Source organism: Bacillus niameyensis (assembly GCF_001375535.1).
Lineage (GTDB): Bacteria > Bacillota > Bacilli > Bacillales > Bacillaceae_C > Lederbergia > Lederbergia niameyensis.
Window position 1 is genome coordinate 2,405,777 of record NZ_LN831197.1, and the last position, 25,074, is coordinate 2,430,850.

Sequence of the window (25,074 nt, forward strand, 5' to 3'; positions counted from 1 at the left end):
AAAGGTTTCTCTTTTTGTAAACATTTGTAAAAATAAAAAGGATAGCCTTTGAAAGACTATCCTTTTTAGATTAAGAATTATTTTTTTCTTCAACTTTTTCTTCTGGCTTCATATAAATTTTACGTCCAAGCCATGTTTGGAAAATCAAGAATATACCGCCGACTGCCCAGTAAAGAGGTAATGCCGCAGGTGCCGAAAATGAAATAAACATAATCATAATCGGAGATAGATAAGAGATCATTTTCATCTGCTTTTTTTGTGCTTCCGGCACAGTTGCCATTGACACATTTGCTTGTAGAAAATAAACAGCTCCAGCTATTAACATCATGATTAGATCAGGAGTTCCTAAGTTAAACCATAAAAAGTTTTGACTCGCAATATGTTCAGAAGCGCGAATCGCCCAATATAACCCCATTAAAATCGGCATTTGAATAATCATAGGAAGACAGCCAACACCTAGCGGGTTTACATTATGTTTCTGATAGAGTTGAAGCATTTCCTGCTGAACCTTTTTCTGTTCCTCAGGTGTTTTCGCTTCTTTCATTCGTTTCTGAACGTCCTCCATCTCGGGCTTCATTTTATCCATTTTGACTTTCATTTCTTGCTGATTTTTATAAACCTTTAACATGAACGGCATAAGAATCAAGCGGATAATTATAGTAATAATTATTAACGCTATGCCATAATTCCCGCCGAATATGGAGCCAAGTTCATCAATCGCCCAAATAAACGGGCGAACAAACGTATTGTAAAAGAACCCTGTTTTATTTTCGACTCCCGAACATCCACCCAAGAACATTGTTGTGACAACTAGTATGGAAAGTAATGTAATATTTTTTTTCAAATCTTTTCACCTTTCTATTTAAAAATTTCTTGTTTTTAAATAGGAAAGTGATGATCTTCTTCGGAATCTTCTGGACTTTCTTGTCGTTTAAATGTTTTTATTAATTGCAAATTAGGTAAGAACGGCTTATCCATTGGGATTCCAGCTGAAAATGAAATCTCCATTCGAATGGAATTATTCATTTTTCCATTCGCGCGAATCGGGCGTGCTAGTAAAAATAACTGCCAACTCAAGATCCATATAGCCGCAATAGCTAGCGGTACAAGCCATTCTGTATATGTGTCTTGGAGTAAAAGTTCATACATAGTTAACACCTAATTTCTATTCAATACTAAAAGTATAGTAGTAATTAGGGAGAAAGTAAAAGGATTTCTTTGGAAACTCCAATGACACGATATTATTTTAAACGAGCTTACGTTTATCCAATTTAATAACTTTACTCTCTTTCTTCGTATTCAACCACGTATAGAGAGCTCCCATAAATAGACCGCCACCAATAATATCGTATTGTCAAAACATCTATAGTAAAAAGTTAATAATTCCTTGATTTAAAAGGGTTTATAGACAAAAAACTTGCCACCCCCTAAAATCTTTGGATAATTGAGGTTACCAGACCACCAACAACCAAGATTAGGAAGTGACAAGTTGTACCCTCAATTATTAACCTATTTACTTCAATTTATCAAGTACCAAGATCAAATGATCCGTACTTTACAAACTCTTCTCATTGGTAAAAACATGTTTGAGAAACCTTTAGAAGAGCCAGTTAATAAGCCTTATCGAAAACTGCAGGTAGATGACCTTCCGATCATCGAAACCGTAAAAAAATTTGATTACAAATTACTTTTAAACGAGTATCTTGAGGAACATGGAAAGGTCCTCAAACCTGTTCAAAGACGTTCTAACGCAAAGGCCACTGTACCAAAAACAATGAACTGTCCACAGTGTGGAGCTCCATCAGATTATCTGTACGCCAATAATGGTGATAAAGGGCAGTTTCAATGCAAGGTTTGTTCTTGCCTTTTCAGTGATAAGAATCGCTTTTCTAAAGAGGCCATTCTTAAGTGCCCTCACTGTGCAAAGACCCTTGATAAGATTAAAGAAAGAAAAGATTTCTCTGTCTACAAATGTAGAAATAATGACTGTTCTTATTATCGAAAGAAACTGAAGACCATGTCTAAAAAAGAGAAAAAGCGGTTTAAGAAAGATCCTCAAGCATTTAAATTGAGGTATATCTTTCGTCAGTTTCACATTGATTTTAGACCTTTATCTAAGAGATCATTCGAGTTACCAAAAGTCGATTTATCTAGGATTTATGCTTCGCCACACGTTTTGGGTCTGATCTTAACCTATCATGTGAATTATGGGCTTTCAGCCCGTAAGACAGCAGCCATTATGCAAGATGTCCATGGTGTTGCAATTTCCCACCAAACCATTTTGAATTACGAAAACAGTGTGGCTCTATTGCTTAAACCGTATGTGGATCATTATCCCTATGAGCTTTCTGATCAATTCTGTGGCGATGAAACCTATATCCGAGTCAATGGAAAGTGGCACTATTTATTTTTCTTTTTTGATGCAGTAAAGAAGATCATTCTCTCTTATCCAGTGTCTCCAAATCGCGACACGGTAACGGCTATTCGTGCCATTGATGAAGTGTTAGTTAAAATGCAAGATATCCCTAAAGATCTTACCTTCGTAGTGGATGGAAATCCCATCTATCTTTTAGCTCAACACTTTTTTGCCCAGAACGACATCAAATTTGATGTGAAACAAGTGATTGGGCTTACCAATGAGGATCCTATTTCAACTGAATACAGACCGCTAAAACAAATCATCGAGAGATTGAATCGTACTTTCAAGGGGAACTATCGTTCCACGCATGGCTTTGGTTCAGAACATGGTTCTGTTTCCTATGTCACTTTGTTTGTCGCTTATTTTAATTTTCTGCGGCCACATGCCTCTTTAGAAGGAAAGGTACCTGTTGTGAACACAGCGTTATCGGGTCTTCCTACCATGCCAGCACGGTGGACAAAATTGATCGATTTAGCTCAGCATTGGATTGTTCAACAGCGGTTAGCCTAACTTTTTGTTTAGCTGAGCCCTTGTGTTTTTGGATCTGTTCAGCAATCGGCGTAGCGAACTCTTGACAAACCGAACTTGCCAATGGTTTAAAATTGGAAAAACCAAGGGCTTATTTGGCCTGCCTTCTTTTGTCCCCTTCGCCCTTGATACTCTGAATTCAAACCATTGGCGTGTTTGTCAAGAGCGATTGCGACGGGTTTCCACTCCGTTTCGGGATGAATCACTAACATTAGGCTTTAGTTTTCATAGAACTTTTTACAATACCAGTACAACGCGATTAACAGTATCGTGCCTCAATTTCTTCTAGTTCAATACCCAGTGGCGAATAGCTTTTGCAACTCCATCAGCGTCGTTCGTATCTGTAACCCAATCAGCTGCTTCTTTCACAGCATTTTGAGCATTGCCCATAGCGACACCGCATCCAGCTTCTTGAATCATCGCTAGATCGTTCAAGCTATCACCAACAGCCATCACTTCATCCATCGTAATGCCGAGTAAACCACAAATCTTTTTTAACGCATTTGCTTTATTAATTCCGAGAGCATTAACCTCGATATTTAGTGGACTGGAATTACTTATTTCTAATTGTTTATTTTTTCGCAGCTCCGTTAAAATCGCTTCTCTTACCTCATGGGTGTCTAAATCAAAACCAAATTTAAGCCACTCACGTCCAGGGATTTCATTAGGAAAACCATCACGAAATTCAGATTCCGCCGTCATCGCCCAAAAACGGCCATTATGTTGATTACACAACTCCCATATGGACCGAATTAAATCCTCATGAAGCGGATGACTCTCTAGTAGATTACCAGAAGGATCCCAAATTTGACTCCCATTAATCACAACTAGATAGGAAGCAAGTTGCATAGAATCTGCATATGGTTTGGTTGAATGAAGATGACGCCCTGTACTAAGCACAACGTGTATACCTTTTTCCATGGCTTCCGCAATCGCTTTTTGATTTTCTTCTGATATTTCTTGTTGATGATTTAATAATGTTCCATCCATATCAAGTGCAATAAGTTTAAACGATCCGACTTTATTCGATGTTCCCATAATCCGGCCCCTTTTCTTCATCTAGCTTTCTCTCAAAGTTAAGTGTACCATGGGTTAACTGAGGGAGCTAGGTTCCTATCCAAATTAGGATCTCATTAACAGATATGCAAAGTTATTTATAATTGTTTATTGGATATATTTCGGTAGTCCCCAATGATATGATTTACTTAATTCAGGTGCGCAACTGATATATCAATATTAGGGGGTATAAGAATGAGAAAGGATCATATTCTTAAGTCGATGCTTTCTAAGAATATAAACATGACACCAAATGGGTTTGTCGCGGATAAGTTAAGTCCTCACGAATTTACAGAACATCATGAATTGTTTTTTGATAAAATTTTAGAAATTAGTTCAACAAACATTGCGGGAATAGACGGATATGGTGAGTTTAATGATGATTGCACGCTAGAGTACGCTACCTGTAAGGAATTTCTGATAGATACATTTTCTAACGAAAAGGAAGGCTACTGGTATAATTGGACGGAAATGTATGAAACGACTCTTTTGCAGCGTGAATTCTTTGAAAAATATTTTAAGGAAATGGAAGAAAGAATCAGCTATTGTGAAGGAAAGCGATTTTTAATCTATAACAATACTTTTTTTATAAATATGATTACTGATGGGAAAACAATGGTAGGTTTCCCTGACTGGAGCAGATCTGGTATAGGTGATTTCCTTTTAGATTTTGCCATTATGGATTTAAATAAGCCTTACTTGAAAATACCGGAGTTGTTTTTTCAATACTGCAAAAACCGTAACGTTGTCATAGAAGATTTTAAAGAGAGATTCTTATGTATGGCCTATTATAAAGGGATCGATACATTACGCTGGCATGCATCAATTGACGATTCAGAATCTTGCATGTCGATCATGAAATCAATAAGTGAACTGGAAAACAGAATCTACACATTATAGATGGTGATTGCTATGAAATATGAAAACGCAAAGGATGTATTGCCAGTGGAACTATTAAATGAAATACAAAAATTTGCGGCTGGGAAACTTCTTTATATTCCACTAGGAGAAGAGAAAAGGGCTTNTTGATGTGAAACAAGTGATTGGGCTTACCAATGAGGATCCTATTTCAACTGAATACAGACCGCTAAAACAAATCATCGAGAGATTGAATCGTACTTTCAAGGGGAACTATCGTTCCACGCATGGCTTTGGTTCAGAACATGGTTCTGTTTCCTATGTCACTTTGTTTGTCGCTTATTTTAATTTTCTGCGGCCACATGCCTCTTTAGAAGGAAAGGTACCTGTTGTGAACACAGCGTTATCGGGTCTTCCTACCATGCCAGCACGGTGGACAAAATTGATCGATTTAGCTCAGCATTGGATTGTTCAACAGCGGTTAGCCTAACTTTTTGTTTAGCTGAGCCCTTGTGTTTTTGGATCTGTTCAGCAATCGGCGTAGCGAACTCTTGACAAACCGAACTTGCCAATGGTTTAAAATTGGAAAAACCAAGGGCTTATTTGGCCTGCCTTCTTTTGTCCCCTTCGCCCTTGATACTCTGAATTCAAACCATTGGCGTGTTTGTCAAGAGCGATTGCGACGGGTTTCCACTCCGTTTCGGGATGAATCACTAACATTAGGCTTTAGTTTTCATAGAACTTTTTACAATACCAATAATATTGCCTATCAATGCTGGAATCAAGTTGTGAATCGCTCCACCAATCGTTATGACTTCTGGATGGGGAACGACTAATGCAAGTGCAAATATGGCAAGATTCGCAATGACGTGTTCAAAGCTTGAAACAAAAAAGACAGAAACTAGTAGCATCATCGCGAAAATTTGGGCAAATTCATTTTTTAATGTTTTCGGTAAAAAGATTGCCATACAAACCATCCAATTACATAGGATCGCTCTAAAAAAGATTTCGATCGTACTATGACTCATCTTCCCCCCTACTAGCGTAAATAACCAGTTATCCATTCCTAACTCTTGAATAATCCCTGTCGGAGCCATAATCAAGGCGAAAAGCAAACCGCCAAAGGCATTTCCCAATAAACATAGAGTCCAAATTTGCAACGTATTTTTCCAACTTGTCTCTCTTCTCATAGTGGCAATAACAAAATACATTGTGTTTCCTGTAAACAATTCCGCTCCTCCATATACGATCATGAGAAGCGCTACCCCAAATAAAAGAGCTGCTATAAGACTTGCAAGAGGACTTTGAATCATATACAGTCCATTAACTGCTTTTAAGCAAAATACAGAAGCAAAACCAATATAAGCTCCCGCCATCATCGCTCTGACAAAATATTCAATTGGACGATTTTCAACGATATGAACAGAAGTTTTTGCCTTTTTTGTTAAGGCATCGAGAGCAGTATTTTCCATTTTGTGCACATTCCTTTCCCGACTAATTATTCGTCGTTCCCCTTGCTCACATCTTCACATTTATAGTTATATTTAAAATTCACATTTTCCCGTCTATGTTTTATTTGTGAATAATTTCACATGTAAGGTAAAACAACTAGAAACAATTATTTATTTCTACACCCCTATTTTACCACAATAACGGTTTTTAGCCTATATAAATTTTAAAAAGACCACCCTCTAATAGGATGGCCTTTATCCGATCAATCAACTGTAACCGATAATTCTTTCAATAAAAGTGACGGTGAACCAATCCCCCCTGCACTCACATATAAATCTGATCCAACTTCCTGAATCTCTTTTAAAAGATTGAAAAAGTTGCCAGCAATCGTCATTTGTTTAACAGGCGCATCGATTTTACCATCTTTTACGTAAAAACCGCTTGCCGCTACAGAAAAATCTCCTGACACCGTATCAGTTCCCGAATGAAGGCCGGATAACTTCGTAATGAAAACAGCTTCAGCTTGGGAAGCAATTAATTCTTCCTGTGTTTTCTCACCAGCAACTACATAAAAATTAGACGGTGCTACGATCAATGTTCCTTTATACGATGATTTATAGGCATGACCTGTCGTTTCGACACCTGCTTTACGTGCCGTTTTACGGTTATGAAGCAAAGTTTTCAATTCACCCTTTTCGATAACCGTACATTTTTGGGAAGCAACTCCTTCACCATCAAAGTTGCGGCTTGAGAGTCCTTCTTCATAAAACGGATCATCTACGATCGTAACATTTTGAGCCGCAATAGCTTCCCCAACTTTATCTTCTAACAGAGACTGGCCTTTTTGAGCGACTTCCGCGGAAAAGGCAGACACAAAAGTATCTAATAGCTGAACAGCGGCATCCTTGCGAAGGATAATCGGATATTTTTTACTGGCGATCGATTGCTCTCCTAAATAGAAAAGCGCCTCTTCAGCTGCTTCTTTTGCCATTTCATCTGCATTCAAGGTTGAAAAGTCCTTCGTAATTTTGAGTGTAAATCCACTTTTCGTTTCATCATTCTCTTTTACAATAACGGATAGTTGAAGTGCTAAGTAATTTTTCCGGTCATGTAATACTAGTCCTTTACTGTTGGCAAGGAGACGTTCATTCGAATTTTCGATTAGGCGACAAGCATTCAGAGACTTGATACGCGGATCGTAATTCACGATCTTTTGTTCAACTTCTTTTAAGAAGGCAATCTTATCTTCTGTTACAACCTTGTCTAGTTCTTCCGAATAGAAGTCTCGTTCCTCATATTCTTCACTGCCTTCGAAAATATCGTCCTGTTCCTCTTCTTCAATTAGTTCCGCGTTAGCTTTTGCCTTCGTAAGTAAATAAGGAATCGAGTCTTCGACAATTTTCTCCGTATAGGCATAGCCCATTTTTCCATTAAAAATGCCTCGGAAGGAGATGCCCCCATCAACAGCAGTTTCATATTGATCTACTTCGCCTTGATAAACCTGGCAGGAAAAGCGTTCGGAATGAACATAATAAATTTCCATATCTTCAAATCCAGACATTAATCCGCTCGCCATTAGTTTTTCTTGGAACTTTTCAATTTTCATCGCCCTACTCCCCTTTCGTCCCGCCAACGGTTATTTCACTAACGCGAATCATTGGCTGACCTACATTAACAGGCAAGCTGCCACTAATCGATCCACACATCCCTTGCCCATGAGCGAGATTATTCCCAACCATATCAACCTTTTGCAATGTCTTCAGACCATTCCCAATGAGAGTGGCACCTTTTACTGGTTGTTGAATTTTCCCATCTTTCACGATATACGCTTCACGGATTGCAAAGTTATAATCACCAGTGGCTGTATTAACTTGACCGCCACCCATGTACTTGGCATAAATCCCATATTCAGTCGCAGCAATAATTTCCTCAGGGGTTGATTTTCCAGGTGCGATATATGTGTTTGTCATCCGTGATGTTGGTGAGTAACGGTACGATTCTCTACGGCTCGAACCTGTTGACTCCATTCCCATTCTACGGCCATTTAATTTATCAATTAAATATCCTTTTAAAATTCCATTTTCAATGAGGACGTTTTTCCGCGTCTTTTCTCCCTCATCATCAATGTTTAGTGAACCCCACTCATTCGGAATGGTACCATCATCAATATAAGTAACAATATCTGGCGCAACCTTTTCCCCAATCCGGTTCGCAAATACGGAATTGTTTTTGGCGACAGCTGTTGCCTCTAATCCATGCCCACATGCTTCATGAAAAATAACACCGCCAAACTCATTATCGATAATGACTGGAAATTTTCCGCTCGGACATTCTTCCGCATTTAACATCGTCACCGCAATTCGGGCAGCTTCTCCGGCGTAATGTTCAAGGTCGAGATTTTCGAAAAACTCAAACCCCTGAAGAGCACCTGGCCCATAAAAGCCTGTCTGCATCTGGTTTCCATCAGAGGCGATTGCTTGGATGGCAAGTCGTCCCCGTACTCGCTTATCTTCAACGAATTTCCCTTCACTATTGGCAACCAAAATATTTTGCTCATGATCTATGTAATGGACGGTTGCCTGTTGAATACTGGAATGATAGTTTTTCGCAATTTCGTAAGCCTTTTTCATGACGGCCGTTTTTCGCTGACCTTTCACAGAATCAGGCATTTGAATAATTTTATGAAGAGGAGAATACAGCTCATTTTGCAAAGCCTCTAGATGCTTTTCATCATTCCCTTTAATAGCCTGAGCCGCACTTTTGGCTGCCTTCAGCAAACCTGCTTTTGAAAAATCAGTCGTATACGTATGCACACTATGGAAGCCATTGAAAACCCGGATCCCTACACCTGCATCTCTACCTGATAGACTTCGTTCAATTTTCCCATTATGAAGGGTAATATTATTGGAGAATCGATCCTCCGCAAAAACTTCAGCGAAATCCCCACCGGTTGACAGAGCTGCTGCTAACACATCTTCTATAATTGATTGATTGATCATACTGGGCTTTCCCTCCTTATTTTTCCTTTGTTGACAGAATGTTCATAAATCCTTCTTTCTAGTGTACTACCAATGTAAACGTGATACTACTTATTTGCTAAATTCACTTGTAAAAGTTCGTTCATCTGTTGTTCATATTCGTAGAATACGATGTTCTTAAGGAGGAGATAGAATGTTTAAATTTTGGTTGTTCTTACATTTTACTGGGTTGTCTATTTGGGTAGGATCCCTTATTGCCATAGCCTTAATCTTAGTCATGATGAAAAAGCATCTTGGATCAAAGGAGTTATCGACTATTGTCAAAAAGGTCACGAAGGTTAGTAATCTTCTCGTGCATCCTAGCGCCTTCTTCGTATTAATTAGTGGAGTATTCATGATTATTTCCATGAATTTCGGTGATGCAACTAAGCCCTTTTATTTAGCATTTATGGAACGTATCGGCGGTGTTACAGTTTTATTCTCGATCATTGCGATCAGCCTCTTTGGACGTCGACTCGTTAAGAAATTAAATAATCTTGAGATGGAAGGCGGCATTTTGAAACATACAGGAAGTTTAAATACGTATGTCGCCGTGATGTTCGCTTCCTTGTTATTGATTTTATCCGTTATTTTCGTAGTAAGTTTTAGGTTCTAAGAAAACTCAGAAAAGCGAAAGGCTACATATGCCTTTCGCTTTAAGGTGCGTTTATTAGCCATTGATCACAATTGCCCCAAATTTCACAACGGTAATCGTACAATAAATTCTGTTCCTTCCCCAAGCTGACTTCGAGCACTAATTTCGCCGTCATGGAGATCGATAATTTTTTTCACAACCGAAAGCCCTAACCCGCTTCCAGATTTCGTTCGGTTTCGGGATTTGTCTGCCATATAAAAGCGATCAAAAATGTGGCTTATCTCCGTCTCTGGTATACCGATACCTGTATCACGAACCGTTACAATAATTTCTTTATCTACTACTGCTGAGATATAAATCGAACCTGATTCCTCAGTAAATTTGATACTATTTGCCAACAGATTCGTCCAGACTTGTTGCAATAACTGATGATCTGCTTCAACTACAATCGTGGGTAAATCAATTGCTAAATTCAAACCCTTTCCACTCCACTCCCATTCCATGAGTAAAACGACTTCCCGAATTTGTTCATCAAGGCGAAAGGCTTCTCGATTGATTGCTTTTACTTGTTTATCAAGCGAAGAAAGCATCAACAATTGCTTACTTAATGAGGATAGGCGCATACTTTCTTTTTCAATGATTTCTAAATATTGATCAGCCTGTTCCGGAGATACCGACTTCGTACGAATTGCTTTCGTAAAGCCGCGAATCGATGTTAATGGCGACTGAATTTCGTGCGAAACATTTGCAACGAATTCTTGACGCATGTCATCTAACTTTTTTAATGACTTAGCCATTAACCCGAAATCTCTTGCTAAATCTCCAATTTCATCCGCACGATTACTCTCAAGTTGAATATCATAGTTTCCACCTGCTATTTTCCTTGTAGCCCTCGTCAACTTTTTAATTGGCCGAACAAGAAATGTCGCAAACAAAGTTATTAATGCTAAGCTAATAAAAAAGGTAAATCCTAATAATAAACTGAAGACAATTCGCATTTCACCAAACTGTTTTTCAACATTAGGCCGGACAAACAATGCTTGGGTTTCACCATCAACGATAATAGGCACACCGATACTATTTTTTATATCATCTTTAAAAAAACCTGTAACAAAGAGACTGCTTTGAAACTCAGATATACCGTGATAAGTATGACCATTTAAGATCGAATGAATGATATCTTCATCCATTTCATAGTGGCGGAATTCATCACCAAATTTGCTCCCTTTCATGTTTTGATCGACTAAATATAATTGGAAATTCATATTGGCCACATTCATCAAAAAATCATCAATCGGCTGATCTGAATGCTTATATAGAGTAGTAATTTCGTTCGCGATTTCTAATATTTTCCCCTCATTGTAATCTTTCAATTTTATTTGATAATAAAGGTTGGAGATGAAGAAGGCGATCACACCACTAACTAAAGCAATCAACGCAAAAGTTGCTACAATTCGTACGTAAAGTGTTTTCATTCTTTCTCAACCTCTAATTTATAGCCGAGACCACGGATCGTTACAATTTTAAAATCATCGGTCAGATTACGAAAGCGCTCCCGCAATCTTTTAATATGAACATCGATCGTTCGGCTATCACCTTCAAAGTCATTTCCCCATACTAAGTTAAGAAGCTGTTCGCGTGTATACGTTCGATTTGGCTGGCTAGCCAGTTGCGCTAATAGTTGGAATTCCTTTAATGGCAGTTCGTAGCGTGTTTCTCCCACTTTGATTTCATAATTATTCCTGTCTATAACGGTATTTTTTATATGAATAATGTTGTCGGAAACCATTTGATATCTTCTAAGTAAAGCTCTCACTCGAAATAGTAGTTCCTCTGGTTCAAACGGCTTGACAACATAATCATCAGTCCCCGATAAAAATCCTTTCGCCTTATCCTCCATTTCCCCTCTAGCCGTTAAAAGAATGACAGGAATATCAAAATACTTCCGAATCTCTTCACACAATTCCCAACCATTTTTCCCTGGCATCATCACATCAACAATGGCCAAGTGAACTTGTTCCTGTTCAAGTAGAGCAGAAGCTTGATTACCATCTTCTGCTTCAATGACAACAAATCGTTCTCTTTGTAAATAAAAGCGTAAAAGCTCGCGAATATGAGGATCATCATCCACTACTAGGATCCGTGTTTGCATTGTCATACCTCTTTTTTCTTCTACTTTATCATATAAGAGGAGCGCCTTAATAAAAAGGCGCTCTCTATCAATTACTTCTTCCTTATCAACATCAAGATTGACGGCAAGAAAATTCCCCGAATTAAAAACGTATCAAGTAAAATTCCTAAAGCCATCGTAAAGCCGAATAAAAATAGTTCTTGCAGAGGTTGGGTCATTAAAACAGCAAACGTTGCCGCTAAGATTAATCCTGCTGAGGAAATAACTCCACCTGTCAAGGCTACCCCTTTTCCTACAGCTTCTTTCCACGGTAACTTCTGCGCCTCCTCACGTATACGGGAGACGAGCATAATATTGTAATCAATACCAAGGGCGACCATGAAAACAAACGTGTATACCGGCAAGCGATAGCTAATCGCATCATAGCCCATTCCATGTTTAAAGATCCACCAACTGAACCCTAGTGACGCAAAATAAGATAATAGAATCGTTGACATCATCAAAATCGGCATCCATACGGAATGAGTTTGAAAACCTAGAATGACGGTTAAAAGAATCGTCACTAATGAAAACAACACAATCATATCGCGATTATTCATCCCTCGAACATCCACTTGCTGTGCTGTTTGACCAGCATAATGAAGTTCTGTATCACTCGTTGAAAATCCGCTCTTCTCTAGCATTTCCGAGCTTGCTTCCCGTAAAACTTGAACCGTATCTAACGCCTCTACATTATAAGGATTGTCCTCTAAAACGACTTGAAGACGAATGGCCTTTTGTGATTCCGCCATGAAATTTCGCGGCAATCCTTCTGAAAGCATTTCTTCCGTGACCGCCGGCGAAACGGAACTCACACCAGCATGACTAGATAATTGTTCGTTTAAGCTGTTCATCTTTTCGATAAACTCTTCATCCATTTGAAATTCATTTTCAGATTGCAAAATCACGGTCACTGGAGCCAATTGACCTGCCGGATAATGGGCTTCTAATAATTCAAAGCCTTGCCGTGACGGCATATCTTCTGGAAATGATTTTAATAGATTAAAAGAAAAATTCATCGTCGTGAAATTGAGTGCTCCAGCAAGCAAGATGACAAACAGCACACTAGCTAATACAACGGGCTGCTTTTTCACTAAGTGACTTATTTTCTCCCAAATTCCATGTTTCTCACGCTTTTCTTTCTCGACTTTCGGCACAAATGGCCAGAATGCTTTTCTCCCCATTAACGCGAATATACTAGGAATAAGCGTCAATCCTGCAATTAAAATAACAACAACCGCAACAGAGAAGACAGGGGCAAAGTGGTTATACGGCTGAAAAACGGTCGTAAACAACGTCAACATTGCTAAAAAGACGGTTCCGCCACTAAACACGATCGGTTCGGAAACATGGTGGATCGCTTCTCCCATTGCTCCATACTTCGATTCTTGTTTTCGCAATTCCTCACGATATCTTGAAAAAACAAACAAACTGTAATCGGTCAGCACTGCAAACAGTAAGACAAGCATGATTGAAATTGCCGAGCTATCGACTGCAAACCAACCGTTTTTCCCCGCAAGCCCGAGAATGCGATCAACGACTCCATACACAATTCCGGCAATAAGGAGTGGAGTCAACGCTAAAAGCGGTGAACGATAGATGATGATTAATATAATAAAAATCAAAACAACCGTTGCAAGCATTAAAACAAAGTCAGCATTTCTAAATAAGGATATCGTATCTGCTGATATTCCAGCAGGACCCGTAATCTCAAACTGTAAATCCGTCATCCCAATTTCTTTCACCTTATCGCGAATTAGATCCAATGTTTCTAATGTCACATCTGAATCTAAACCAGGCGATAATGTTACATTAAATAAAAGTGTCGAACGATCTTCAGACATCATTTGATCTTGAACGTTTTTAGGAAAAAAGTGAAAAGGCAGAGCGTTCATCACATGTTCCGGACGATCATCTGATGCTAACCACTCACTTAATTCCGTCAACTTCTCACGGTCATGATCTGTCAACTGACCATCCCGATGAAACACTAACAAAGCAGGTAAACCATCATCCGAAGGAAATTCCTCCTTCATGATTTGCTCGGATATTTCTGATGGTCTGTCTCCTTTCACACTTCCCTCATGACTATTTCCAGCAAATTCTTTCGCACCTGGTGCCACTAAGCTGAGAATCGCAACTACTAATAACCACGCAATTAATGTTATTTTTGCTCCTTTAGCACTACTTGTAAATTGGACTAGTTTTCGAAACGGACGTAGCATACTCACTCATCTCCTACATAAATTCTAGTTTTATTGTAGAAATCGAATATGAACGGAGTATGAATGGCTGTTTACATTGATAAGTTCTGTCGCGCACGAACTTTTATTTGCCTTTAGATACTAGTTATTAGCCGTTAGTCACAGTTTATTAGCTGTTGAACACTGATTATTAGCTGTTGCACATGTTTTATTAGCTGTTAAACACCCTTTATTAGCCGTTGCACTCATTTTAAAATAAATTCACCTATTTTTTTAAAACTCTGTTGACATGATTCTTCACATGTTATATGGTTAATTACACAAGTAACTAACCAATATGGTGGTGAAGAATTGAAACCATTAATCGACGATGGCCGCCCAATTTTCGTACAGATTGCTGAACATATTGAAGATGATATACTCCAAGGCGGCTTACCAGAAGAAACGCAAGTCCCTTCAACAACTCAATTTGCAGCCTTTTATAAGATTAACCCTGCTACTGCAGCTAAAGGGGTTAATCTGCTAGTAGATGAAGGGATCTTGTATAAAAGGCGTGGAATCGGCATGTTTGTTGCGAAGGGGGCGCGAACGAAAGTGATTGAAAAGCGAAGAGAGCTATTTTACGAACAGTATGTAGTTACGATGATCGAAGAGGCAAAAAAATTAGGAATGACCACCGAGCAGCTTACGGAGATGATTCGGAGAGGGGAGGAGAAAGCATGACTAATATTATTGAAATCAAGCAACTTTCAAAAATATATGAGGGTACTAAGGTAATAGATGACGTCAATCTAACAATAGAAAAAGATAAAATTTACGGACTTCTTGGGAGAAACGGGGCAGGTAAAACAACTTTAATGAAGCAGATTACAGCCCAAGTTTTCCCAACAAGTGGCGAAATTAAAGTGTTTGGGGAAGAACCATACGAAAATCAACAAGTCTTAGGAAATATCTGTTTTATTAAAGAGAGCCAGAAGTATCCTGATAATTATCGTGTTCAAGATGCTTTAAATGTTTCCGCAGCTCTTTTTAAAAATTGGGATAAAGAATATGCAGCCGAACTGATTACAGAATTCAATTTGCCTGTAAAAAGGAAGATTAAAAAGTTATCCCGAGGGATGCATTCTGCCGTAGGGATTATCATCGGACTTGCAAGCCGTGCTCCACTTACAATTTTTGACGAACCTTACCTCGGATTGGATGCAGTTGCTCGGAAAACTTTTTACGATAAATTAATTGAGGATTATGGCAACCATCCTCGAACAGTTATTTTATCTACCCATTTAATTGATGAGGTAAGTAATTTACTGGAACATGTGATTGTCATTGATAATGGAAAAATTATCATCGACCAAGATTCTGAAGACTTACGTGGCGTGGCCTACAATGTATCTGGACTTGCAGCACAGGTTGAAGGTTTCATAAAGGGGAAAGAAGTCATCCAGCGGGAAGCGATTGGCGGATTATTAACAGCAACCATAATGGGGAGTGGACATTCCAATGACCAATCAGTCGCCAAAAACTGCGGACTCGATGTCTCTCCTGTCTCCTTACAACAACTAATCGTCCACTTAACTAAGGCTGGAACGAAGGGAGTGCAATCACTATGAATATTCAAGGTGCGATAAAAATTCATAATATTGATAAATGGTCATGGGTTTATATCCCTTTGATTATATTGATATCCAGTTTTCTATTTGGAATGATTCTTAGTTTCATCATTCCCGTTGAAGAAAAAATATTGGTAACCGGATTTAGCTATGTTTTCATCTACATGTTGATCATGGGAATTTTAAGCTTTAACCAAACTTTTTCTTTTGCAATGGGGATGTCGCTAAGAAGAACGGATTATTTTATCGGACTTAGTTTAATCGGGCTTGGATCAAGTTTGCTATTTGGCATTGCCTTTGTTCTTTTGGCTTCTCTTGAAAACTATACTAACGGTTGGGGAGGGAGACTATCCTTTTTCCATCTTCCTTATCTTAATGATGGAAATATCATTGATCAATTTGCTGTTTACTTTATCGTTATGGTCAATTTGTTTTTCCTAGGTCTGCTATTCTCTGTTTTTACGAAGCGTTTCGGCCTTAAAGGTTTATTAACACTAGGATTATCTATCTTTTTTGCGATAAGTCTGTCCGTGTTATTACTATCCTACTTCGAAGTATGGGGCGATATTTTTCATTGGATTGTGGAGCACACTGCCGTGCAGTTGGCATTTTGGCTTATACCCTTTACACTTTTTCATGCAATATGTTCCTATTGGATGCTTCGGAGAACCCAACTTTAGCCAAAAAGAAGGAGCATGATTTCAAACCATGCTCCTCTTGCCTGTTATTTCATAAATTGCTTTACCTTTTCTTCGTCATCTAGATGTTTCTGAATCAGTTTTTGCAGGTCCTCCTCATTCTCGTATTTATATAACTCAGCCCTGTACCACTCTTCTAATTTTCCCTTCGTTACTGTCATACTTTTTTCACCAAAACGAAATTCTATCCAATCCGCATTTCGAAAAAGTGTAAAAATATAACTAGCATTATATAAAGCAGTCTCTTTCATAGAATCCTCATTCATATTAGTATCTTTGTAGTTTAATATCATGCCATATGGTTTATCCGTCGTTTTAAGCTCCATTCCTTCAAAGAGCTCACTTTTCGGCAAATACCCGACGATCTTGCCTACAGCACTTGCATCTCCTATATAGGAGCCTTTTAATTCGAAAATACTTTCATTATCATGATTTCTAACGCTACAGCCCATTAAAATAACAGCCATTAGCACTGAATAAAGCACGCCTCTTACCATTATCTATCGCCTCACTATCGTGTAGGTATATCAAATTCTTGATCATACACTTTCATATAATGCATCCCTTCAATCAAAAGAGCATCTGGTTCTACTTCTGTGGCAAATAACAATGTCCGCTCTTTTAGTATTCTTCCTGAGCCATGCTCTATATATGTTTGATTGAGCGTCGTTTTTAGAGGTGTGTTGCCGGCTTTACCGTCAATCGACACACCATCTAGCATGACATCTTCATCTGTTGCTATCGTGATCGTAACGCCTTCCGTTGTTTTCGAAACTTCTTTAATAAAAAGTTCTTTCTCTCCAACGGTAAATGGTTCGTCTCCAACCTCATCTAATGAAATCTGCTCATCTACCGTCTTATAGCCGACAAACTTTTTCATAACAAGTTTTAAGGAATCAAGCTGCTTAGGCAGAGTATCAAACTTGATATCAAACTTGGTGCCAGTGAGTCCAGTTTGCCTGCCACTGCCAATTTGGTTGATTGACTGCCCGTTCGCAATTAATTCAATACCATCCAATGGAGACGGAACACGATCATAGTTTTCAACATTCAGCGTTCCCTCAATTACGGTCATCGTTGGAGTAGCTGTAATCGATTTAATCGATATCGTACCTTTATCGACTTTAAACGTTTTCTTTAGTGACTGTTTCATGACCGTTTTAAAGGCTTCATTTGGATTATATGAAAAAGTAATGGATCCATCTGACATTTGACCATCTTCATAATCTTCCCTATAGTGCATAGTCAGTTTCTTTGCAAAAGGACTAACCGGTTCAAATGAATACACGCCCTTTAGTTCGGTCCCATCTTCACTCAAACTCATCGTTCCGCCACCGATAGATTTGGATAAAAATCCAGTGATCTCGATTGGATACAACAAATATTCAGGATCAATTCCATCCGAGTTTTTAACCGTATAATAAACAATTAATTGATTCTCATCGGCCATCACGCCATCAACCATTAAACGATTTCCACCCTTTAAAACTTTTTCCTGATCCACTACTTGCCCCATCCCTTGTTCATTCAATTCCTTCAGTGTCCCAGACATCACTTCATCAAATCCAAAAATTTTCTTTCCATAAAAGGCAACTGCATTATAATGATAGCCGATAAAAAACGAGAAAAATATAACGACAGCTGTTGTAATCCACATGGGGGCTCGATGCTTTTTCCTCTTGACCGTAGCACGATCTAAAGCCTTTTTTAACCTGAGCTCCATACTTTCTGGCGCCTTAATAGAGTCCATTAGTTCTTTTCCGTTCCCTAATCGTTTCTCGACTTTATTCATCATCATCCCCCCTATAGTGAAGCCGTAATTTTTTCAGCCCTTGAAAAACTCGTGATTTTACCGTACCAACCGATACATCCGTCATTTCGGAGATTGTTTGATAATCTAAATCGTGAAAATATTTTAATTGGATTGCTTCTCTCTGATATTCATTCACATGGGATAACAACTCTTCCATCACAATCGCTTGTTCACTGCTGTGATAAGGATCTTTTGTTAACGTTGACTCCCCATTGACAGTCGCCATATCATCAAGGTAAATGACCTTTTTCCGATTTCGGAGCAATGTTTTACACGAATTAACTAAGATCGTTTTACTCCAACTGTAAAAAGCTTCATTTTTCTTCAGGCTGCTTATTTTTTCGTATACCGTCACAATCATTTCATCCATTGCCTCTAGCGCATCATGTTCATTCCTCATATATGTGAAAGCAAGCCGATAATAGGCGTCTTTTTCGATCATAATTAGCTGAAGTAATGCATCCTTGTTTCCCTTTTTAGCCTTTTTCACTAGACGTGCGATATTCATGGCCTCACCTCTCTTCTATTATAAGAGTATTAAGGAGGTGGAAAAGTTCATTTCCATTTTAACTTACTGTCCAACGGCTATTTCATCGATATGTTCATGAATGGTAATTTCTTTTCATACTATAATTAGGAGGTGAAAGAATGGCCAGAATCGCATACCGAAGCGCTGATGTGGATTTGATGGCAAGGATGATGAGAGCAGAAGCCGAGGGTGAAGGAAATCAAGGCATGTTATATGTCGGAAATGTCATTGTTAACCGCGTTGTTGCAAATTGTACAGATTTTAATAATTTGAGGACAGTTAGAGATGTCATTTTTCAAGTACAAGGAGGAAACTTTTCCTTTGAAGCTGTACAAAAAGGGAATCTTTTTTATCAAAGGGCAAGAGATTCAGAAAGGAGATTAGCAAGAAGGAATTTGGAGTATTGGAGAGACCACCCTGCTAAGTATGCCCTTTGGTACTTTAATCCGTTTGGTCCGTGCCCTCCAACATGGTACGGCCAACCTTTCACTGGCCAATTTAAACTACATTGTTTTTATGAACCAGCTGCCGGAACATGTGATAGTGTTTATTCCGGATAATCTTCCTCTTGAAAGATTCATTTCCTTTTTGATTATGAAGGTGCCAGATGCTAAAAGGAGTTTTAGCATCTAGCACCTTCAACCTTTTCGATCCCTTTTAAATTTCAAATTCTCCTTTTTATATAAGTATTACATAGTTCTACACGTTTGTATGTTGCTCATTTTCACCCAACCGCTCCAGAATCCTTCTCTTTCGATAAAACATCATCCCAGCCTCCGCTAAATCTTTAACTGCTGCTCGATTCGTAAATGCTCCAAAAACAAATCCAGCAATCGGGATCATCTGGAAGAGCTTTTTCCAACCAATTTGATCGCGGTAAGTCATAACAACTTCTCTCCAGCCTTGTAGTTCGGAAATCACTTCTCTTTTCGCATCTTCATCTGGAGAATCGATTAGCGATAACTGTTTCAATATCGCCTGTTTTCCAACAATATCAGAAGAAACAAACTGCAAAACTTTCACAATATACATTCTTTCTTTTTTATCATTCGGATCGTATCCGTAACAAATCGCGATATCCTGGAGGGTTTTTAACTGAATTCCTAGTAGCAATGGAATATCGATTGATAATGTGATAATTCCCCCAAAACCTGTGCTAGCACCTTGTATAGTAGCTAAGCGCTTTCTACTAACTTTGAGCTTACCTACAGTATCGTCCATTTCTTTAAGTGAAATAGACCGCAAATCATCTAAAGTTTGAACTGCCTTATTAGGATAATAAGCTTTTAATGATTTGACTGAACTTAAATAGCTTCCTCCTGATTGTATGTACTGGCCTAATTCATCAATAATCACGCCAATCTTCTTTTGCAAAAACACCGGTGTCAGTTTATCAAGAAGCTTGAATGGAAGACGGCCAATCCTTTCCCAAAACCATAATCCGTTCTGATCTTTTTCCCATTTCTCACACTTTTTCAATTCAACAAGAAGCTGATCGGTCGTTTCTATCATAGATTATAAACCCTTCCTCGTTATATAAGATTCTTTCCACTTTTCAAAAATTAGTTATTACAAGGGTAGTATTAACCATGGTTAGATGTCAATATTTGGGGGTTAAAACTTTCCCGAAAGTTCTAGATCGTTACCGATCTGCAATGACACCACCAGATACGAGAACGATTGAATACGAATCGTCACCGACATGCAATTGTTCTACCATTAAAAAATTTTCTAAAAGGATATATCAGTCTTTAAAAAAATGTCCCTGAGAGACTTATTCAGGGACATTTTTTCATTTTATCTACGCGAGAGATAAATTCCTTCGTGTAACTTAGTACTTAGGTGCTCGAAACCCAGCTTCTTTCGCTTCCTCTTCCGTACAAAACATTTCTTCAGGCTTTGTCTTTTCATACCATGGCGAATCAGGAGTATGATAGATTTTGCCGGATGAACCGATATTTCCTTTAATATTACAGTCCTGAGATGGATTAACCTTTGCATCGGATTCCTTTTTTTCTGGATGAAACCCATCTTCTTGTGCATAGTTTTCAATTGACCAAATACCAACGGCTTTGTTTTGAGCAATTTGTTGAAGCGCTTGAAGTTGATCAAGATAGCGTGTGTTTGGCGGGTAAACATAAGCAACTCTCGCAAGCCCTTCTTCCAGCAGTGTCTCTTGTACCATTTTACCGTCCACATACACATAAGCTAAAAGGCGGCCATATTTGTCTACTCGCTCCCCGACATCAAATTCAATCGATAATTTTCCACTATTGATTAACTCACTATTTCTTGCCTTTGCCTCATCGCCATAAGGTTGTTTACCTAAACGTGGATGGTTTGTTTCCGGCGTATCCACTAGCAAGTAACGAAGGTTTTGTTCTTGACCATCATAGACAATTTTAATCGTATCACCATCAACAACCCGAACGAGTTCAACTGGAATCTGATCGGTTGTGCCGGAAGTATCCGTTGACTTTTTAGCTTCCTTATCAGAAAATTCATTTGCTTTATTATTCGTCTCTTGTTGTTCATTACTTGTTTGACCATTATGTTTCCCTGTTTCAATATTGTCTCCGACTTGTTGAAAACCTTCACTACAAGCAGTCATAAAAATAGCTGCGAAAACAATGATGAAGGAAAGTATAAGGTTTGTACGTCTTTTTTGAAAAATAATCCTTCCTCCGAGCAACGCTACTAAACATCCAATTATTATTAAACTCAAGATGCAGCCTCCTGTTGAAAAATGAATCTAGTAAATATTCTACTTTTTTATTGATATTGTAGCAAGGGAGGAAAGATACAGTGTGAAGGGAATGGAATCATCCGACTTTCACAGATATTCTTTCGAATGTAGCATAGAATCTTTTAACTTCAGAATTAATCTTTTAAGTGACCACCATTATTTTTCGACTTTACAAAGGAATTTCCCGACTTCTGCTAATATTCTTTTAAATAGCAAAAAAAACGACTCACCAAGTTATTAGGTAAGTCGTTTCCCATTCTATTAAACTTGCGCTTTTTCATACTCCGCTATTCTTTCTTCCAACTGCAAAGTTAAAGCAATTTCGTCCCAACCGTTCAAAAGCATTTCGCGACGATAAGGGTCTGTCGTGAAGGAATAGGTTACGCCGTCTGATGTTTCAATCGTTTCTGTTTCCAAGTTAACGGTCACGTTCAACGGCTTTTCTTTTCCAGCAGCAAGCAATTCTTCAATTTGCTCTTCTGATAATTGCACGGCCAAAATTCCATTTTTCAAACAGTTGTTGTAAAAGATGTCGGCAAAGCTTGTAGCGATGACAACACGGAATCCGTAATCTCCTAGTGCCCATGGTGCGTGTTCACGGGAGGAACCGCAGCCGAAGTTTTCGCGGGCAACGAGGATTTCGGTTCCTTTATATTCCGACTTATTTAAAATGAAGTCAGCCTTTTCACTACCATCATCATTAAAACGCCAATGGTAAAAAAGATATTTTCCGAACCCAGTCCGCTCAATTCGTTTCAAAAATTGCTTTGGAATGATTTGGTCTGTATCAACATTCGAACGTTCAAGTGGTGCCAGGACACTTGTTACTTCTTTAATCGGCTTCATGCTGTCGCCTCCTCTTTCGTGAAGTTACGAACATCAACAAATCGACCTTCAATCGCTGCAGCTGCTGCCATTGCTGGGCTAACCAAGTGTGTTCGAGAACCGTTTCCTTGACGGCCTTCAAAGTTACGGTTTGATGTGGAAGCACAACGTTTTCCAGCAGGAACTTGGTCCGCGTTCATCGCTAGGCACATACTGCAACCTGATTCGCGCCATTCAAAGCCGGCATCTAAGAAAATTTTATCCAAACCTTCTTGTTCTGCTTGAAGCTTTACAGTTCGGGATCCAGGTACAACAATCGCATTGACGCTTTCTTTTACCTTTTTCCCCACGATGACTTTAGAAGCGGCTCGTAAATCTTCAATCCGTGAGTTTGTGCAAGAACCGATAAAGACATACTGGATTTCAATATCGGTAATTTTAGTTCCGCCCTCTAATCCCATATAGGCAAGTGCCTGTTCGATTTCAGCTTTTGCTGAATCATTTTTGGCATCTTCTGGCTTCGGAACGCGACTGGAAACACCAACGCCCATGGAAGGATTCGTTCCCCAAGTTACAAAAGGTTCGATTTCGGAAGCGTCAATTTCAATGTATGCATCATACACAGCATCATCATCTGTTGCCAACATCCGCCATTCTTCCTTCAATTTTTCAAAGGCTTCACCAGAAGGAACGTGTTCACGGCCTTCTAGGTAATCAAATGTTATTTCATCAGGGCTGATCAAGCCAGCTTTCGCACCTGCTTCAATCGACATATTGCAGACAGTCATCCGCTGTTCCATCGTAAGACCACGAATCGCTTCACCTGTATATTCAAAAATATGACCTGTTCCGATATTGACACCATATTTTGCAATAATCGCCAAAATTAAGTCCTTAGAAGTAACACCTGTACCAAGCTTGCCGTGAACTTTAACTTCCATTGTTTTTGGTTTTTGCTGCCACAAAGTTTGCGTAGAAAGAACATGCTCGACTTCACTCGTTCCGATTCCAAAGGCTAGTGCCCCAAATGCTCCGTGAGTGGAAGTATGACTGTCTCCACAAACAATCGTTTTACCAGGTTGAGTTAAACCAAGCTGTGGTCCGATGACATGAACGATCCCTTGATCAGGATGGCCCATTCCAGCAAGAGGTACTCCAAAATCTTCACAGTTACGCTCAAGTGTGGTCATTTGCTTTTTTGAAATTGGATCAGAAACAGCCTCATTTAAGCGAGTTGGCACATTATGATCCATTGTCGCAAAAGTCAAATCCGGCCTTCTTACTTTACGCCCATTTAGTCGTAGACCTTCAAAGGCTTGCGGAGATGTAACTTCATGCACGAGATGAAGGTCAATATACAGTAAATCAGGCTTCCCCTCTTCTCGATGCACAACATGTTTTTCCCAAATTTTTTCAATTATGGTCTTGCCCAATTCTCTTCACCTCACCCTTCTAATTCGCTAATGATTTTTTCTGTCATTTCCGTTGTTGATAAAACTTCCCTGCCAATATTTTTGAACTCACTTGTACAATAGCCTAACTCTAACACTTTTTGAACAGCTGTTTCTACTGCATTAGCTTCATCTAATAATCCAAATGAGCTCCGCAACATCATGGCGGCTGATAAAATAGCTCCTACTGGGTTCGCAATATTTTGGCCAGTAATGTCAGGTGCAGATCCATGAACAGGTTCATAAAGTCCAAATCCATCTACTCGTAGACTTGCAGATGGCAACATTCCAAGAGATCCAGTAATGACAGAAGCTTCATCACTTAGAATATCGCCAAACATGTTCTCGGTAACAATGACATCAAATGTCGATGGATATGTTATAAGTTTCATTGCTGCAGCATCCACAATCGTATGTTCATACTCAACTTCAGGATATCTCTTTGCTACTTCTTCTACGACTTTTCTCCATAGCTTACTAGATTCGAGTACATTCGCTTTGTCTACAGAATTGAGTTTATTCCTACGCTGTTTAGCTAGTTCAAATGCGTGGACAACAACACGCTCAATTTCTTCGCGACTATATAACAATGTATCAACTGCTTTTTCATCATCATGATGACTAGGTTCTCCAAAATACAGTCCGCCTGTGAGTTCCCTTACGATTACCATATCCACATCTTTTGCAACATCTTCCTTAAGAGGGGAAACGGCAAGGAGACTTTGGTAAGCTTTAACAGGTCTTAGATTGACACTTAATTCAAAGTGTTTACGAATTTGGAGTAATCCTTTTTCTGGACGTAAATGAGATGGATTATTATCCCACTTCGGGCCACCAACAGCACCTAATAAAATGGCATCACTTTGTTCGCAAATTTCAATTGTTTCTTTCGGTAACGGTTCCCCCGCTTGATCAATCGCGTCGCCGCCAATCAGGCCGTATTCCCATTCAAATTCATGTTGAAAGCGACGTCCGATCGTTTCTAATACTGCGATTGCCGCATCAGTTACCTCTTTTCCAATTCCATCGCCTCTTAATACCGCTACTCGCTTCTTCACTCTCCAAAACCCCTTTTTCGACAAATTTCGGGGCGTGCCAGGCAC

Annotated in this window: 24 protein-coding genes and 1 pseudogene; 8 read left to right on the forward strand and 17 right to left on the reverse strand. The window is 39.0% G+C overall.

The window, feature by feature from the left end:
* Window positions 1–70 precede the first annotated feature (70 nt).
* Both yidC and BN1243_RS11335 read right to left on the reverse strand, forming a co-directional pair.
* Window positions 71–844 (reverse strand): membrane protein insertase YidC, encoded by a 774-nt coding sequence (gene yidC, locus BN1243_RS11330; protein WP_062106879.1) that lies wholly within the window; start codon window positions 842–844, stop codon window positions 71–73.
* A 35-nt stretch (window positions 845–879) separates the two neighbouring features.
* Complete coding sequence (locus BN1243_RS11335) at window positions 880–1,149, reverse strand: hypothetical protein (RefSeq protein ID WP_062106881.1); 270 nt, start codon at window positions 1,147–1,149, stop codon at window positions 880–882.
* A gap of 340 nt (window positions 1,150–1,489) precedes the next feature.
* Here BN1243_RS11335 and BN1243_RS11340 point away from each other — a divergent pair, with 340 nt between their 5' ends.
* A complete protein-coding gene (locus BN1243_RS11340) occupies window positions 1,490–2,929 on the forward strand; it encodes a DDE-type integrase/transposase/recombinase (protein ID WP_062104485.1) in 1,440 nt (479 codons plus the stop codon).
* Window positions 2,930–3,232: 303 nt separating this feature from the next.
* Here BN1243_RS11340 and BN1243_RS11345 read toward each other — a convergent pair whose 3' ends face one another.
* A complete protein-coding gene (locus BN1243_RS11345) occupies window positions 3,233–3,985 on the reverse strand; it encodes a Cof-type HAD-IIB family hydrolase (protein WP_062106883.1) in 753 nt (250 codons plus the stop codon).
* Between the two features lie 213 nt (window positions 3,986–4,198).
* On the opposite strand from BN1243_RS11345, the gene BN1243_RS11350 reads away from it, so the two are divergent.
* Together BN1243_RS11350 and BN1243_RS11355 are read left to right on the forward strand one after the other, a co-directional pair.
* Complete coding sequence (locus BN1243_RS11350) at window positions 4,199–4,903, forward strand: hypothetical protein (protein ID WP_062106885.1); 705 nt, start codon at window positions 4,199–4,201, stop codon at window positions 4,901–4,903.
* Window positions 4,904–5,030: 127 nt separating this feature from the next.
* A pseudogene (locus tag BN1243_RS11355) lies at window positions 5,031–5,351 on the forward strand (DDE-type integrase/transposase/recombinase); the annotation flags it as partial.
* 229 nt (window positions 5,352–5,580) lie between these two features.
* Here BN1243_RS11355 and BN1243_RS11360 read toward each other — a convergent pair.
* From BN1243_RS11360 to BN1243_RS11370, 3 genes are all read right to left on the reverse strand, one after another.
* The gene (locus tag BN1243_RS11360) at window positions 5,581–6,333 is read right to left on the reverse strand and encodes a formate/nitrite transporter family protein (RefSeq protein ID WP_062106889.1); all 753 of its coding nucleotides are present in this window, start codon (window positions 6,331–6,333) and stop codon (window positions 5,581–5,583) included.
* Between the two features lie 242 nt (window positions 6,334–6,575).
* Complete coding sequence (locus BN1243_RS11365) at window positions 6,576–7,919, reverse strand: TldD/PmbA family protein (protein WP_062106891.1); 1,344 nt, start codon at window positions 7,917–7,919, stop codon at window positions 6,576–6,578.
* A gap of 4 nt (window positions 7,920–7,923) precedes the next feature.
* Complete coding sequence (locus BN1243_RS11370; protein WP_062106892.1) at window positions 7,924–9,312, reverse strand: TldD/PmbA family protein; 1,389 nt, start codon at window positions 9,310–9,312, stop codon at window positions 7,924–7,926.
* 172 nt (window positions 9,313–9,484) lie between these two features.
* On the opposite strand from BN1243_RS11370, the gene BN1243_RS11375 reads away from it, so the two are divergent.
* Entirely contained in the window at window positions 9,485–9,946 is a 462-nt protein-coding gene (locus BN1243_RS11375; RefSeq protein ID WP_062106894.1) for a hypothetical protein, read from the forward strand.
* A gap of 83 nt (window positions 9,947–10,029) precedes the next feature.
* On the opposite strand, the gene BN1243_RS11380 is transcribed toward BN1243_RS11375, so the two are convergent.
* From BN1243_RS11380 to BN1243_RS11390, 3 genes are all read right to left on the reverse strand, one after another.
* Window positions 10,030–11,400 carry a sensor histidine kinase gene (locus BN1243_RS11380; protein WP_062106896.1) on the reverse strand — a complete coding sequence of 457 codons (1,371 nt, stop codon included), beginning with the start codon at window positions 11,398–11,400 and terminating at the stop codon, window positions 10,030–10,032.
* Window positions 11,397–12,077 carry a response regulator transcription factor gene (locus BN1243_RS11385; RefSeq protein WP_062106897.1) on the reverse strand — a complete coding sequence of 227 codons (681 nt, stop codon included), beginning with the start codon at window positions 12,075–12,077 and terminating at the stop codon, window positions 11,397–11,399. The genes BN1243_RS11380 and BN1243_RS11385 overlap by 4 nt, the downstream gene beginning before the upstream one ends.
* A gap of 71 nt (window positions 12,078–12,148) precedes the next feature.
* Window positions 12,149–14,320: an MMPL family transporter gene (locus tag BN1243_RS11390; protein ID WP_062106899.1), complete on the reverse strand. Its 2,172-nt coding sequence runs from the start codon at window positions 14,318–14,320 to the stop codon at window positions 12,149–12,151.
* Window positions 14,321–14,650: 330 nt separating this feature from the next.
* Between BN1243_RS11390 and BN1243_RS11395 the strand changes: the two genes are divergently transcribed.
* From BN1243_RS11395 to BN1243_RS11405, 3 genes are read left to right on the forward strand one after another with little or no spacing between them, the layout of a single operon-like run.
* Window positions 14,651–15,022 (forward strand): GntR family transcriptional regulator, encoded by a 372-nt coding sequence (locus tag BN1243_RS11395; RefSeq protein WP_062106900.1) that lies wholly within the window; start codon window positions 14,651–14,653, stop codon window positions 15,020–15,022.
* Complete coding sequence (locus tag BN1243_RS11400) at window positions 15,019–15,909, forward strand: ABC transporter ATP-binding protein (protein ID WP_062106901.1); 891 nt, start codon at window positions 15,019–15,021, stop codon at window positions 15,907–15,909. The genes BN1243_RS11395 and BN1243_RS11400 overlap by 4 nt, the downstream gene beginning before the upstream one ends.
* The gene (locus tag BN1243_RS11405) at window positions 15,906–16,589 is read left to right on the forward strand and encodes a hypothetical protein (RefSeq protein WP_062106902.1); all 684 of its coding nucleotides are present in this window, start codon (window positions 15,906–15,908) and stop codon (window positions 16,587–16,589) included. The genes BN1243_RS11400 and BN1243_RS11405 overlap by 4 nt, the downstream gene beginning before the upstream one ends.
* Window positions 16,590–16,633: 44 nt before the next feature.
* Here BN1243_RS11405 and BN1243_RS11410 read toward each other — a convergent pair whose 3' ends face one another.
* From BN1243_RS11410 to BN1243_RS11420, 3 genes are read right to left on the reverse strand one after another with little or no spacing between them, the layout of a single operon-like run.
* Window positions 16,634–17,104, reverse strand: coding sequence for a DUF4825 domain-containing protein (locus BN1243_RS11410; protein WP_062106903.1), 471 nt, complete (start codon window positions 17,102–17,104; stop codon window positions 16,634–16,636).
* Window positions 17,105–17,118: 14 nt separating this feature from the next.
* Window positions 17,119–18,399, reverse strand: a complete 1,281-nt coding sequence (locus BN1243_RS11415) for a DUF4179 domain-containing protein (protein ID WP_062106904.1) — start codon at window positions 18,397–18,399, stop codon at window positions 17,119–17,121.
* Window positions 18,392–18,928, reverse strand: coding sequence for a sigma-70 family RNA polymerase sigma factor (locus BN1243_RS11420; RefSeq protein WP_062106905.1), 537 nt, complete (start codon window positions 18,926–18,928; stop codon window positions 18,392–18,394). Before BN1243_RS11420 ends, BN1243_RS11415 begins: the two co-directional genes overlap by 8 nt.
* A 140-nt stretch (window positions 18,929–19,068) precedes the next feature.
* Here BN1243_RS11420 and BN1243_RS11425 point away from each other — a divergent pair, with 140 nt between their 5' ends.
* Window positions 19,069–19,509, forward strand: a complete 441-nt coding sequence (locus BN1243_RS11425) for a cell wall hydrolase (RefSeq protein WP_062106907.1) — start codon at window positions 19,069–19,071, stop codon at window positions 19,507–19,509.
* 139 nt (window positions 19,510–19,648) lie between these two features.
* On the opposite strand, the gene BN1243_RS11430 is transcribed toward BN1243_RS11425, so the two are convergent.
* The 5 genes from BN1243_RS11430 to leuB all read right to left on the reverse strand — a co-directional run bounded on the left by BN1243_RS11430 (window position 19,649) and on the right by leuB (window position 25,029).
* A complete protein-coding gene (locus BN1243_RS11430) occupies window positions 19,649–20,461 on the reverse strand; it encodes an EcsC family protein (protein WP_062106909.1) in 813 nt (270 codons plus the stop codon).
* A gap of 319 nt (window positions 20,462–20,780) precedes the next feature.
* On the reverse strand, window positions 20,781–21,674 hold the full coding sequence (locus BN1243_RS11435; RefSeq protein WP_230200179.1) for a thermonuclease family protein: 894 nt from the start codon (window positions 21,672–21,674) through the stop codon (window positions 20,781–20,783).
* A 282-nt stretch (window positions 21,675–21,956) separates the two neighbouring features.
* On the reverse strand, window positions 21,957–22,541 hold the full coding sequence (gene leuD, locus BN1243_RS11440) for a 3-isopropylmalate dehydratase small subunit (protein ID WP_062106911.1): 585 nt from the start codon (window positions 22,539–22,541) through the stop codon (window positions 21,957–21,959).
* The gene (leuC, locus tag BN1243_RS11445) at window positions 22,538–23,953 is read right to left on the reverse strand and encodes a 3-isopropylmalate dehydratase large subunit (protein ID WP_062106912.1); all 1,416 of its coding nucleotides are present in this window, start codon (window positions 23,951–23,953) and stop codon (window positions 22,538–22,540) included. Before leuC ends, leuD begins: the two co-directional genes overlap by 4 nt.
* Window positions 23,954–23,964: 11 nt before the next feature.
* Window positions 23,965–25,029, reverse strand: a complete 1,065-nt coding sequence (leuB, locus tag BN1243_RS11450) for a 3-isopropylmalate dehydrogenase (protein ID WP_062106914.1) — start codon at window positions 25,027–25,029, stop codon at window positions 23,965–23,967.
* Window positions 25,030–25,074: the final 45 nt, after the last annotated feature.